The sequence below is a fragment of the Streptomyces sp. NPDC015139 genome (assembly GCF_043079785.1).
GTDB lineage: Bacteria > Actinomycetota > Actinomycetes > Streptomycetales > Streptomycetaceae > Streptomyces > Streptomyces albidocamelliae.
The window spans coordinates 105771-118353 of sequence record NZ_JBIBUW010000001.1 but is presented as its reverse complement, the minus strand read 5'-3'; the positions used below and the strand labels follow the sequence as shown (position 1 = coordinate 118353).

General features: G+C 72.3%; 11 protein-coding genes. 6 read left to right on the top strand and 5 right to left on the bottom strand.

Annotated features, from left to right (window positions below; translation table 11 throughout):
• Positions 1–438, bottom strand: a complete 438-nt coding sequence (locus ACF08B_RS00535) for a MarR family winged helix-turn-helix transcriptional regulator (RefSeq protein WP_392315349.1) — start codon at positions 436–438, stop codon at positions 1–3.
• 123 nt (positions 439–561) lie between these two features.
• Here ACF08B_RS00535 and ACF08B_RS00530 point away from each other — a divergent pair, with 123 nt between their 5' ends.
• Together ACF08B_RS00530 and ACF08B_RS00525 are read left to right on the top strand one after the other, a co-directional pair.
• Positions 562–1479, top strand: a complete 918-nt coding sequence (locus ACF08B_RS00530) for a zinc-binding alcohol dehydrogenase family protein (protein ID WP_392315348.1) — start codon at positions 562–564, stop codon at positions 1477–1479.
• A gap of 115 nt (positions 1480–1594) precedes the next feature.
• Entirely contained in the window at positions 1595–3466 is a 1872-nt protein-coding gene (locus ACF08B_RS00525) for an exo-alpha-sialidase (protein ID WP_392315347.1), read from the top strand.
• On the opposite strand, the gene ACF08B_RS00520 is transcribed toward ACF08B_RS00525, so the two are convergent.
• A complete protein-coding gene (locus ACF08B_RS00520) occupies positions 3416–4432 on the bottom strand; it encodes a bile acid:sodium symporter family protein (RefSeq protein WP_392315346.1) in 1017 nt (338 codons plus the stop codon). The two genes, ACF08B_RS00525 and ACF08B_RS00520, sit on opposite strands and share 51 nt — an antisense overlap.
• A gap of 198 nt (positions 4433–4630) precedes the next feature.
• Between ACF08B_RS00520 and ACF08B_RS00515 the strand changes: the two genes are divergently transcribed.
• The 3 genes from ACF08B_RS00515 to ACF08B_RS00505 all read left to right on the top strand — a co-directional run bounded on the left by ACF08B_RS00515 (position 4631) and on the right by ACF08B_RS00505 (position 8555).
• The gene (locus ACF08B_RS00515) at positions 4631–5500 is read left to right on the top strand and encodes a LysR substrate-binding domain-containing protein (RefSeq protein ID WP_392315345.1); all 870 of its coding nucleotides are present in this window, start codon (positions 4631–4633) and stop codon (positions 5498–5500) included.
• Between the two features lie 285 nt (positions 5501–5785).
• Positions 5786–7612: an AMP-dependent synthetase/ligase gene (locus ACF08B_RS00510; RefSeq protein ID WP_392316008.1), complete on the top strand. Its 1827-nt coding sequence runs from the start codon at positions 5786–5788 to the stop codon at positions 7610–7612.
• A 106-nt stretch (positions 7613–7718) separates the two neighbouring features.
• Positions 7719–8555, top strand: a complete 837-nt coding sequence (locus ACF08B_RS00505; RefSeq protein WP_392315344.1) for an aldo/keto reductase — start codon at positions 7719–7721, stop codon at positions 8553–8555.
• A 69-nt stretch (positions 8556–8624) separates the two neighbouring features.
• Here ACF08B_RS00505 and ACF08B_RS00500 read toward each other — a convergent pair whose 3' ends face one another.
• Positions 8625–9236 carry an antibiotic biosynthesis monooxygenase gene (locus ACF08B_RS00500; RefSeq protein ID WP_392315343.1) on the bottom strand — a complete coding sequence of 204 codons (612 nt, stop codon included), beginning with the start codon at positions 9234–9236 and terminating at the stop codon, positions 8625–8627.
• A gap of 209 nt (positions 9237–9445) precedes the next feature.
• Here ACF08B_RS00500 and ACF08B_RS00495 point away from each other — a divergent pair, with 209 nt between their 5' ends.
• Positions 9446–10153: a glycoside hydrolase family 75 protein gene (locus ACF08B_RS00495; RefSeq protein WP_392315342.1), complete on the top strand. Its 708-nt coding sequence runs from the start codon at positions 9446–9448 to the stop codon at positions 10151–10153.
• A 12-nt stretch (positions 10154–10165) separates the two neighbouring features.
• Here ACF08B_RS00495 and ACF08B_RS00490 read toward each other — a convergent pair whose 3' ends face one another.
• On the bottom strand, positions 10166–10867 hold the full coding sequence (locus tag ACF08B_RS00490) for an SDR family oxidoreductase (RefSeq protein WP_392315341.1): 702 nt from the start codon (positions 10865–10867) through the stop codon (positions 10166–10168).
• Between the two features lie 756 nt (positions 10868–11623).
• Complete coding sequence (locus ACF08B_RS00485; protein WP_392315340.1) at positions 11624–12541, bottom strand: class I SAM-dependent methyltransferase; 918 nt, start codon at positions 12539–12541, stop codon at positions 11624–11626.
• Between the last annotated feature and the right edge of the window lie 42 nt (positions 12542–12583).

The following is a 12583-nucleotide window of genomic DNA, read 5'->3' as shown; positions in this document are numbered from 1 at the left end:
TCAGCCGCCCGTGCCGGAGATCCGGGTCAACAGGGTTGTGAACTGCTCGCGTTCGGCGGCGGTCAGGGGGGCGAGCAGCTCGTCGTTGGCCGAACGGGCCGCCGTTTCGCAGCGGTCCAGGACGCGGGCGCCGTCGTCGGTGAGGGACACGGCGTTCTTGCGCCGGTCGGCGGGGTCGGGGGCGCGTACGACGAGACCGGCGGACTGCAGGTCGTTCAGGATGCCGACGACGTCCTTGGGGTCCAGGCCGACCCCGCGGCCGAGGTCGGCCTGGGCCACCGGGGCGAGGTCGCGGACCGCGGAGAGGACGACGTGGTGCCACATCTTCATGTCCTCGGCCGCGAGGGCGTCGGCGACCAGGGCGCGGCCCCGCGCGGCGGCCCGGCCGAGGAGCCAGCTGGGGAGGGAGCGGATCGCGGGCAGGGGTGCTTCGGCCATGACGGCAGCCTATCCGAGAACCATTGGACTTCCCAACGAACTTCTCCTACCGTTGGGGCTCCCAACGAATTCATGGGTGTGTCCCATGAACGGATCGCCGGGTGCCCGGCAAGGAGGTCCGCGATGCGTCGCGTCCGGTACGAGTCCACCGGCGGCCCGCTGTTCCTGGAGGAGGCGCCCGTTCCCGAGCCCGGCCCCGGCGAGGTGCTGGTGCGCGTCGAGGCGGCCGGCGTCACCCTGCCGGTCGTCCGCAAGGTCACCGAGGCCGCGGAGCCGGTCCCGCTGGGCGGCGAGATCGCCGGCGAGGTGGTGGTCGCGGGGGAAGGGGTGACCCGCTTCCGCGCGGGCGACCGGGTGACCGGACTCTGCTTCGGCCACGGATACGCCGACTTCGCCCTGCTGCAAGAGCCCATGGCCTCCCCGGTGCCGGACGAGGCGTCCGCCGTGGACGCGGTCGCACTGGTCCGCGGCGGACTGGTCGCCCTCGGGGCCCTGGACGCGGCCCGGCCCGCACCCGGCGAGTCGGTGCTGGTCACGGCCGCGGCGAGCGGTGTCGGGCACCTCGCGGTACAGCTCGCGCGGATACGGGGCGCGGGCCGGGTCGTGGGTGCCGTGTCCGGCCCGGGCAAGGCGGACTTCGTCCGCTCCCTCGGTGCGGACGACTGCGCGCTGTACGGCGACGCGCGCTGGGGCGAGCCGGTCGACTGCGTGCTGGACGCCGTGGGCGGCGACCTGCTCACCCCCGCCCTCGCCGCGCTCGCCCCGCACGGCCGGCTGGTCGCCTACAGCTCGGGAGGCGGCACGATTCGGGCGTACGACCTGCTGGTGGGCGCCAAGTCGGTGATCGGTTTCCAGATGGCCCTGATCGCCCGCGGCCGGCCGCAGCTGTACGAGCGGTGGCGGCAGGAGCTGTGGCGGCTGTTCGCCGACGGCGCGCTGCGGCCCTCGGTGCACGGGGAGTTCGCTCTGGAGGACGCGGCGAAGGCGCACGCGGTCGTCGAGGCCCGGGGCAACCTCGGCAAGGTCGTCCTGCGCCCGTGACCGCCCGCACGCTTCTTGTGGGGCGCGCGGGCCACAACTACCTTCGATGGAGCGCACGTTGGACGTGGGATGTCCGGATGTCCAGTCGTCCGGCCGACGAAGGGCAGGTCGCACCGTGCCGTCAGGTCTTCGCGCCCGTACCGCCTCCGTACTCGCCACCGCCGCCCTCGCGGTGACCGCCCTGTTCGTGTCCCTCGCCCCGGCTCCTCCGGCGGCGGCCCAACCCTCGCGGGAGGAGCCCGAGTTCGAGCAACAGGTTCTCTTCAGGGCCTCCCAGGACCCCGGTTATGCCTGCTTCCGCATCCCGGCGGTCGTCCGGACCACCGACGGTACGCTGCTGGCCTTCGCCGAGGGACGCGTCCTCAACTGCGGCGACGCGGCCGACATAGACATCGTGGTCAAACGCTCCACCGACGGCGGCCGCAGCTGGGGCCCGCTGCGGGTGGTCAACGAGGGCGCCGGGGACACCCACGGCAACCCGGCACCGGTCGTGGACCGCGACACCGGCCGGATCTGGCTGGCGGAGACCTACAACACGGGCCGTACGGACGGCGCGAGCTGCTCGGTCCCCTGCGACCGCACCCCGCATCTCCAGTACAGCGACGACGACGGACTGAGCTGGTCCGCGCCGCGCGACCTGAGCCCCGAGATCCTGCCCGCCGACTGGAACTCCTGGTACGCCACCGGGCCCGTGCACGGCGTCCAGCTCACCCGCGGCCGGTACGCGGGACGCCTGGTCTTCGGGGTCAACACCGAGACCTGGGACGGCAGCCGGGTCAGCGCCAACCACGCCGCGCTCGTCGTCAGCGACGACCACGGCGGCCACTGGCGGATCGGCGCGAGCGACACCTGGCCCATCGCCGCCGACGGCACCTTCCGGCAGAAGCCGTCCGAACTCACCCTCGCCGAACGCGCCGACGGCTCGGTCCTGGTCAGCGGCCGGGAACAGGACGGCACCGACCTGGGCCACCGCACCCAGGCCGTCAGCCGGGACGGCGGCACCAGCTTCACCGCGCCCTTCCGCGACCTGCCCGACCTGTACGCCCCGCAGGTCCAGGGCTCGCTGCTGCGCCTCGGCGACCGCCTGCTGCTGGCCTGCCCCGGCGACCCGGACCGGCGCCGCACGATGATGATCCGGTCCTCGTACGACGGCGGCCGCACCTGGGAGGGGGCGGACCGCGGCACGATCGTCACCAGGGACTGGTCCGGCTACTCCGACCTGGTCCGCGCCGGCCGGGACACGGTCGGCCTGCTGTACGAGGGCGGTGCGGTGGACGCCCGCGACGAGATCCGCTTCGCCCGCTTCACCGAGGACTGGCTCGCGCCGCGCAGGGGCCCCGACCCGGTCACCGCCGACCTCGCCCGGCACGCACGCCCGGCCCTCGTGCTGGGCGGCGCCGCGGAGACGGACGGCGTGTCCGGGGGCGCGCTGGAGTTCGACGGCACCGACGACGCCGTACGCCTGCCGTACCGTGACGGGCTGCCGCTCGGGTCGGGGGACTTCACGGCGTCCCTCTGGTTCCGGTACACGGCCACGAGCGGGGAGCAGCCGCTGCTGTGGATGGGCGGGATCGGCACCAGCCAGCCGCAGGTGTGGGTGCGCGGCGAACCGGCGTCCGACCGGGTCCAGGGCCTGATCACGGTGCGGGACGGAGCGGCGGCGCCGCGGACCGTGTCCGTGCGCACGGACACCGCGTACAACGACGGCGCCTGGCACCACCTGGTGCTGCGCCGGGGCGACGGCCGGCTGTCGCTGTCCGTCGACGGCACGCGGTCGTCCGTCGCCGAGGTCCCGGGCTCCGTCAGCCGCAACTCGCCGTTCGGCGTGCACGTCGCTCAGCGCATGGACGGCCGCGCCTTCTTCACCGGGGCGATCGACGAGGTGCACGTGTGGGACCGGGCGCTCACGGACGAGGAGCTGGCGGCCCCGCGGCGGTCAGCGAAGGGCACGGTGCTGTGGCTGCCCCTGGACCGTGTGCGCGGCTGACTCCCCCGCCGGGTCCGGGGTCTCCTGCGGATCGCGGGCCCGGCGTTTGGCGATCACCGCGCACACCATCAGCTGCATCTGGTGGAAGAGCATCAGCGGCAGCACGGCCAGGGAGGCGTGGGCGCCGAACAGGACGCCGGCCATCGGCAGGCCGGAGGCGAGGGACTTCTTCGACCCCGCGAACTGGATGGCGATGCGGTCCCCCCGGCCGAACCCGAGCGCCCTGGCGCCGTACCAGGTCAGCAGGAGCATGACGGCCAGCAGCACCGCCTCGACGGCGAGCAGCGCGGCCAGCCGTACGGCGCTGACCTGGTGCCAGATGCCCCGGGTCATGCCCTCGCTGAAGGCGGTGTACACGACCAGCAGGATCGAGCCGCGGTCGACGAACCCGAGGATCTTCTTGTGCCGGGTGACGAATCCGCTGATCCAGGGCCGCAGCAGCTGCCCCGCGAGGAACGGCGCCAGCAGCTGGAGCACGATCTTCACCAGCGAGTCGGCGGAGAAACCGCCGCCGCCGTTGCCGAGCAGCGCCGCCGCGAGCAGCGGGGTCAGGAGGATGCCGACGAGGGACGAGAAGGAGCCCGCGCAGATCGCCGCGGGCACGTTTCCGCGGGCGATCGAGGTGAACGCGATGGACGACTGGATCGTGGACGGCACCAGGGTGAGGAACAGCAGGCCCTGGTAGAGGGGCTGGGTCAGCAGGGCCGGCACGAGTCCGCGCGCGGCCAGGCCGAGCAGCGGGAAGACGACGAAGGTGCAGATCAGCACGGTGCCGTGAAGACGCCAGTGCTTGAGCCCGTCGAGTGCCTCGCGGGTGGAGAGACGGGCGCCGTAGAGGAAGAAGAGGAAGGCGATCGCGGCCGTGGAGGCGCCCGAGGCCACGTCGGCACCGACACCGGCGGCCGGGAGGAGCGCCGCGAGGCCCACCGTCCCGAGCAGCAGGACGATGTACGGGTCGATCGGCATCCAACTCGGCCAACGAAGGCGTGTCACGGTGCTCCGATTGCTGTGCGGGTCTGTGCGGGTCTGTGAGGGTCCGCGCGTGTCGTGCGGTCCCGGGGCACGGGCCCTTCTTCATGGTCCTCCGCGGGCCGCCGATCGGGAAACCCGCACACCACTCTGACTGTCATCGTGTTTCGTGATGGGCGGGTAGGCTCGGGAAGCGTGTACGAGCCGACGCATCTGCGTACGTTCCTCGCGGTGTCCCAGACGCTGAGCTTCACCCAGGCCGCCGCGCGTCTGGGGCTGCGCCAGTCCACGGTCAGCCAGCATGTGCGCCGGCTGGAGGACGCGGCCGGCCGACAGCTGTTCTTCCGGGACACCCACTCGGTGGAGCTGACCGAGGACGGCGAGGCGATGCTGGGCTTCGCCCGCCGGCTGCTGGAGGTGCAGGAGCAGGCGGCGGTCTTCTTCACCGGCACGCGCGTGCGGGGCCGGCTGCGGTTCGGCGCCTCGGAGGACTTCGTGCTCACCCGGCTGCCGGAGATCCTCGAGGGCTTCCGTCACGATCACCCCGAGGTCGACCTGGAGCTGACGGTGGAGCTCTCGGGCATCCTGCACGAGCGGCTGGCCGCCGGGAAGCTGGACCTCGTACTGGCCAAGCGGCGCCCCGAGGACGCCCGCGGCGAGCTGGTCTGGCGCGACGACCTCGTGTGGATCGGCGCGGAGCGGCTGCGCCTGGACCCGGACCGGCCCGTGCCGCTGATCGTGTATCCGCCGCCCGGCCTCACCCGGGCCCGTGCGCTGGAGGTCCTGGAGCGGCAGGGCCGGGACTGGCGCATCGCGTGCACGAGCGGCAGCCTCAACGGGCTGATCGCGGCGGCCCGCGCCGGCCTCGGGGTGATGGCCCACTCCCGGCGGCTGATCCCGCCCGGTCTGGTCCGGCTGCCCGACCGGGCCGGCCTGCCGGATCTGGGCAAGGTCGACTTCGTCCTGGTGCACGGCAGACGCCGCGACACGACGGAGGGCGCCGCCCACGCCCTGGCGGCCGCGATCCTGTCCGGCGGCGCACGCCTGCGTCGGCACAGCGACTGACCGGCGCCGACGACCGGGGCGACCACCCCGCCTCTCCTGGGCCGCTACGCCGTAATCGGCGCGTACAGATTCGGTGGAGATTACGGTGCCGAAACTTACTGACCCGTCAGTATTGTGTCCGTCCCTTCCCCATGTGGGGGCATTTTCCGGCCACCGTGCTGGGAAAACGTGAGGTTTGCTAGGTTTCCGACCCCCTCCCGCCCGGCGGAACCGTGGGGTAGCTTTCACGGCGCTGTGCCGAGCGTCACGGGCGTGCCCATGCAGCGAGGATCGGGGAGCGAGGTTTTGCGCGAGTTCACCAACCCGCCGTTGGCGTCGGGGCCGCCGGTGGGCGGTCTGGCCGACGTCGTCTTCGACCATGCCCTGACGGACCCGCTGCATATCGCGCTCGGCCGTAAGGACACCGCCGGACAGTGGCGCGATGTGACCGCCGCGGAGTTCCGCGACGAGGTCATGGCCCTCGCCAAGGGCCTTCTCGCCGGCGGCATCCGATTCGGCGACCGGGTCGCCATCATGTCCCGCACGCGCTACGAGTGGACCCTGTTCGACTTCGCCCTGTGGTCGATCGGCGCCCAGGTGGTGCCGATCTATCCGACCTCGTCGGCCGAGCAGTGCTTCTGGATGCTCTACGACGCCGAGGTGTCGGCGGCGGTCGTGGAGCACGAGGACCACGCGATGACCATCGCCACGGTCATCGACCGGCTGCCCCAGCTGCGCCAGCTCTGGCAGCTCGACGCGGACTGTGTGCGGGAGCTGTACGACGCCGGGGCGCACGTCGACGACGAGGTGGTGCACCGGCACCGGCAGGCGGTCACCCCCGACTCCGTCGCGACGATCATCTACACCTCGGGCACCACAGGCCGCCCCAAGGGCTGCGTCCTGTCCCACGCGAACTTCATGTTCGAGGCGGACACGATGATCCAGCGGTGGGAACCGGTGTTCCACACGAAGAAGGACAGCGAGGCGTCCACGCTGCTGTTCCTGCCGCTCGCGCACGTCTTCGGGCGGATGGTGGAGGTCGCCGCCATCCGGGGCCGGGTCCGCTTCGGCCACCAGCCGCAGCTGCACGCCGCCGCCCTGCTGCCCGACCTGGCCGCGTTCAAGCCGACCTTCATCCTGGCGGTGCCGTACATCTTCGAGAAGGTGTTCAACGCGGCCCGCCGGAAGGCGGAGAAGGAGGGCAGATCGGGCCCGTTCGAGAAGGCGGTCGACATCGCCGTCAAGTACGCCGAGGCCGTCGAGGCCAAGGCGTGGGGCACCGGGCCCGGCCCGTCGGCGGGCCTGCGCATGCAGCACCAGCTCTTCGACAAGCTCGTCTACTCCAAGGTGCGGGCGGCGATGGGCGGCCGGATCCGCAACGCGATGTCCGGCGGCTCCGCGATGGACCGCCGGATGGGACTGTTCTTCGCGGGCGCCGGCGTGCAGATCTACGAGGGCTACGGCCTGACCGAGTCGACGGCCGCCGCCACCGCGAATCCGCCCGAGCGCACCCGCTACGGCAGCGTCGGCCAGGCGATCCCCGGCGTGAGCGTGCACATCGCCGACGACGGGGAGGTCTGGCTGCACGGCGGCAACGTCTTCCAGGGCTACCTCAACAACCCGAAGGCCACCGACGGGACGCTGCACGACGGCTGGCTGGCCACCGGCGACCTCGGCGTGCTGGACGAGGACGGCTATCTGACGATCACCGGCCGCAAGAAGGAGATCCTGGTCACCTCCGGCGGCAAGAGCGTCTCACCGGGCGTGCTGGAGGAGCGGGTCCGCGAGCATCCGCTGGTCAACCAGTGCATCGTCGTCGGCAACGACCGCCCCTACATCGCCGCCCTGGTCACCCTCGACCAGGAGGCCGTGGAGCACTGGCTCCAGATGCGCGGCAAGCCGGGGATGCCGCCGGCCCAGCTGGTGCACGACGCGGACCTGGAGACGGAGGTGCGGCGTGCGGTGGTCGCCGCGAACACCCTCGTCTCGCAGGCCGAGTCGATCCGCACCTTCCGCATACTGGCCCAGCCGTTCACCGAGGAGCACGGTCTGCTGACCCCCTCGCTGAAGCTGAAGCGCAAGGCGATCGAGAAGGCGTACGAGAACGAGGTCGACGCGCTGTACCGGTCCTGACGCATCCGGTTCGCACCGGCCGATCGCGGCGTCAGGAATGCATCGCGGGCCGTGATCGTTGACGATGGGTGTACCACCTGTAGACAACCGAAGGATCAAGAAGCTCGTGAGCAGCAAGGTCCCCCCGATCATCCTCAACAACGGCGTCGAGATGCCCCAGCTGGGCTTCGGCGTATGGCAGGTGCCGGACGACGAGGCCGAGCGGGCCGTCGCCACGGCACTGGAGGCCGGGTACCGCAGCATCGACACAGCGGCGATCTACGGCAACGAAGAGGGCACCGGCAAGGCGATCGCCGCCTCCGGCCTGCCCCGCGAGGACATCTTCGTCACCACCAAGCTCTGGAACAGCGACCAGGGGTACGACGCCACGCTGCGCGCCTTCGACGCGTCGCTGGAGCGGCTGGGTCTCGACTATCTGGACCTGTACCTGATCCACTGGCCGCTGCCGTCCCGGGACACGTACGTCGACACCTACAAGGCGTTCGAGAAGCTGCACGCCGACGGCCGGATCCGGGCCATCGGCGTGTCCAACTTCCTCCCCGAGCACCTGCGGCGCCTGATCTCCGAGACCTCCGTGGTCCCGGCGGTCAACCAGATCGAACTGCACCCGCACCTGCAGCAGCACGCCTCGCGCGAGCTGCACGCGGAGCAGGGCATCGCCACCGAGGCCTGGTCCCCGCTCGGCCAGGGCAAGGGCCTGCTGGAGGTGCCGGCGATCGTTGCGATCGCGCAGAAGCACGGCCGGACGCCGGCCCAGGTCGTGCTGCGCTGGCACGTCCAGCTCGGCAACGTCGTCATCCCGAAGTCCGTGACGCCGTCCCGGATCGAGGAGAACATCCAGGTCTTCGACTTCAGCCTGGACGACGAGGACCTCGCGGCGATCAGCGCCCTGAACGAGGACCGGCGCCTGGGTCCCGACCCGGCCGCGTTCGACATGGCCTGAGGCCGCGGGAATCAGAGAGACCACACCGTGCGCCCCGCCGGCCCGGCGGGGCGCACGGCCGTGTCCGGCTCACTCCACCCGCGCGTCCGTGTGCACGACCTCGAACTCCTCCAGGCAGACCACCGTCACGTGCGCCTTGGCCGCGCCCTCGTGCCGGGCCGCCGCCTGGCCCGCGCGGGACGCCGCGAGGTGGCGGCGGTCGGAGAAGACCGTGCCGACCAGCCCGCGTCCGTGCTCCCGGTCCAGGAACAGGACCGCTCGCGCCAGACCGGGCAGCGTCTCGTAGCGGGGCACCACACTGGAGTGGAACGTGTCGGCGAACAGGTCGGCGTCCACCGGTTCGAACTCCACCCGGCTCAGGCGCAGTCCGCCGCCCGCGGTGGGGTGCTCGATGGAGTGGAAGACGGCGACCTCGTAGTTCTCGACCGCGACGGTGCCCGCGAAGGGTTCCAGCAGCGCGGGCCGGCGCTCGCGCATCACCTCGTCGCTGTTGTGCCGGGCCTCCTCGGAGTCCCACCAGCTCACCGTGAGCAGCTTGCCGAGTTCGCGGTCGACGTAGACGTCCGCGCCCCGGTAGCCGGGCCGCTCCTCGAGCAGGTCGCGTCCCTCGGAGTTGAGGGCTCGGATCGCCGTGTCCAGCTCGGCCGGATCGCCGGTCGCGTACACCGTGCGTACGAACATGGAACCCCTCGCCTCCCGGTGCGGTGACCACTGACAGGGTCGGACACTTCCGGAACATCCCGGTGCATCCACTCTTGCCCAAGTCACAATTCGCCGCAATCCGCGCCGGTTTCGCGACTTCCCCCCGAAGGGTTGACGCGAACATGCAAGCAGCGCCATTTTGTACGACACTCGGTAAGGAAACTTTCCTAACAGAAGGGTCCCCCACAGTGCGTCTTCGATCACTGACCCTCACCGCGGCTTCCGGGGCCGCCCTGCTCGCCGCCGGGGTCCTCCCCGCGAACGCGGCGGCGACCTCGGCACCCGGCACCACCCCCGCGTCCGCCCAGGAAGGCACCGTCAGCGCGTCCGACCTGCTCGCGAAGGTGACGTCCTGCTCCCAGATCTCCAACGGCAAGTACAAGACGGACGACGAGACCTCGGCCACGGTGCCCGTGTGCGGCAAGAACGGCGCGGTGTTCTGGAAGGCCGACCTGGACATCGACTGCGACGGCCAGCGCACCGCCAACTGCAACGAGGACCGCGACCCCTGGTACCAGGACGACACCGCCTTCCACCAGTCCGACGGCAAGCCGCTGAAGGCCGAGTCGCTGCCGTACGTGGTGGTGCCCAGCTCCAGCAGCATCTGGAACTACTCCGGCGCGGGCATCAAGGGCGGCGGTGTCGTCGCCGTGATCTACAACAACAGGGTCGAGTACGCCGTCGTCGGCGACACCGGGCCCACGAAGATCATCGGGGAGGCGTCGTACGCCACGGCCAAGGCGCTCGGCATCGACTCCGACCCGGCCACCGGCGGTGTCGACTCGGGCGTGACGTACATCCTCTTCAAGAACTCCAAGGTGTCCCCCATCGAGAGCCACGGCGCCGCGGTGACCCTCGGGGACCAGCTGGCCAGGCAGTTCCTGCAGAACAACTGAGGTACACGTACGTCAGTTGGGCTGTCCCAGCGGGCGTACGACCACGGTGTTGACGTCGACCCCGGCCGGCTGCCGGATCGCCCAGAGGACCGAGTCGGCGATCTGGTCGGCGGTGAGGAGATGCCCCGGCGGCAGGCTGCCCAGGCCGTCCCAGAACGGGGTCTCCACCCGGCCGGGGGCGACCAGGGTCACCCCGATCCCGAACTCGGTGACCTGCCGCCGGGTGTTCTCGGCGAGCCCGGTGACGGCCCACTTGGTGGCGCCGTAGATGTTGCCGGGTGTGTTCACGAACCCGGCGACGCTGCCCACCAGCACGATCCGGCCGCGGGTCTCCTTCAGCGCGTCCACGGAGGCGCGGACGAGGAGGGCCGGACCGAGGACGTTGGTGAGCACCATCTCGGTCCAGCCGGCCGGATCGCCGTCGGCGACGGAGTCGTGGGTGGCGACGCCGGCGTTCGCGACGACTGTGTCGAGCCGGCCGTACGCCTCCAGCGTGCGGCCGACCGCGTCCCGCACGTCGTCGTACGCCGACGCGCTGCCGACGGCCGTCAGCAACCCGTCGGGGTTCCCCAGCTCCTCGGCGAAGGCCCGCAGCCGTTGCTCCCCGCGCCCGGTGACGGTGACCCGGTACCCGGCGTCCAGCAACTGCCGCGCGACGGCGGCCCCGATACCGCTGCCCCCACCGGTGACGAGCGCGACCGGAGAGTCGTTCATGTCTTCCCCCTGTGTGTCGGTGAACTCCGCCCAGCCCACCACTTGAAGAGCACTCGAAGTCAAGTGCGGGTCGCGTGCGCGGCGCTACGGGACGTCGACGCCAGGGGCCCGGCCGCCTCCCGGCACGACATTGCCGGGGCGGCACGGGTGTTGACGGCCACCGGCCCGCCCGGCTGGGCCTGGCACGAGCGCCTGGGGCGCCGGGCGGCCGGGGCATACCCGCCGGGTGGGGTCGGCCGTGCGCAGCACCGGCCCGCACACCGCGGAGGCCGGGCCGTGCCGGCACCGTCCGCCAAGCCCCTGGCCGGGCCGGGCCCATCACGGTGTGGGCATGAGTGCCGTCGTGAGCCGGGCGGCCCGCGACGTGCGACGGCATCGGCCGGGTGGCCAGGGCGGAGCTTCGTGCCGGGCCCGGCGGGCCCAAACCGCCGGGCGCGGCGCGAGCGGCACCGTGACCCGAGTGGCGGCCCCGGCCCGACAGCAGAGGACGCGCACCACCCGCGTACCGAACCAGCAGCACCGCCGGGCGCGGCGCGAGCAGCACCGTGACCCGAGTGGCGGCCCCGGCCCGACAGCAGAGGACGCGCACCACCCGCGTACCGAACCAGCAGCACCGCCGGGCGCGGCGCGAGCAGCACCGTGACCCGAGTGGCGGCCCCGGCCCGACAGCAGAGGACGCGCACCCCCCGCGTACCGAACCAGCAGCACCGCCGGGCGCGGCGCGAGTGGCGCCTCCGCCCGGCAGGGCAGGGGCGGTCAGAGGGGGCGTACTGCCGTGTGGACCGTGTAGGCGCTCAGGATGAAGGCGTCCGGCCTGCGGTGGACGCTCGCCGGGTCGGTCGGGTCGAGCAGGCGGTCCAGGGTGGCGAGGTCGTCGGCGTCGAGTCCGTCGCCGATGCCGTCGCGCAGCCGGGTCAGGTGCGAGGCGATGTAGGCGCGCGCCCGGTCGCCGAGCGGGGCCGGGAGGTCGAGCAGGAAGCTGCGGGTGCGGGCGTGCCGGAGGCCGGCGGCGGTCAGCAGGGCCGGCCAGTCCTCGACCTCCGCGACGGAGCCGGGCAGGTCGGCCCGCATCCGGGCGAACCACTCCTCCTCCAGCACGTCGATCCGCGCGGACAGCCCGGGGCGGCCGATGCCGATGTCCCGGGGCAGGAAGCGGCTGGGCAGGCCGCCTTCGAGGAGGGCCAGTGTGCCGCCGGGCGCCAGCCGCTCGGCGAACGCGGTGAGCCCGGCGCGCTGGTCGCCGAGGTGGTGCAGACTGCGGCTGGCCCACAGCAGGTCGGCCGGATAGTTCAACTCGCCCAGCACGCCCGGAAGTTCACCGGTCAGGGTGTCGAAACGGTCGGCGACGCCCTGCCGGGCGGCCCGGGCACGGGCGCGCTCCAGCAGCGGACCCGCACTGTCGACGGCGACGACGCGGGCGCCGGGGAACGCCTCGGCGAACAGGCACGAGACGACTCCGGGGCCACTGCCCGCGTCCACGATGAGCCCCGGCTCGGTCACCGCCTTGGCGAGCCAGGCCATGGCCCGCTCGTAGACGGGCGACAACAGCTCCGCCTGCGTCTCCAGCAGGGATCCCATCTCACCCCAGTCGATGTCCGTGCCCGAGCCGTGCCCGTGGCCGTGCCGGTGGCCATGGGCGGATCGGTGCTCGGTGTCGTGGTGGTCGTGCGCCATGCGGGTCAGCCTCTCGTCCGGGTGCCGCCAGCGTGCGACGGC

Bases quoted from the DNA above. Each gene is read 5' to 3' on its own strand.
- ACF08B_RS00520 (WP_392315346.1), bottom strand. From the start codon at position 4,432: ATGCCGATCGACCCGTACATCGTCCTGCTGCTCGGGACGGTGGGCCTC.
- ACF08B_RS00500 (WP_392315343.1), bottom strand. From the start codon at position 9,236: ATGTTCGTACGCACGGTGTACGCGACCGGCGATCCGGCCGAGCTGGAC.
- ACF08B_RS00530 (WP_392315348.1), top strand. From the start codon at position 562: ATGCGTCGCGTCCGGTACGAGTCCACCGGCGGCCCGCTGTTCCTGGAG.
- ACF08B_RS00490 (WP_392315341.1), bottom strand. From the start codon at position 10,867: ATGAACGACTCTCCGGTCGCGCTCGTCACCGGTGGGGGCAGCGGTATC.
- ACF08B_RS00485 (WP_392315340.1), bottom strand. From the start codon at position 12,541: ATGGCGCACGACCACCACGACACCGAGCACCGATCCGCCCATGGCCAC.
- ACF08B_RS00535 (WP_392315349.1), bottom strand. From the start codon at position 438: ATGGCCGAAGCACCCCTGCCCGCGATCCGCTCCCTCCCCAGCTGGCTC.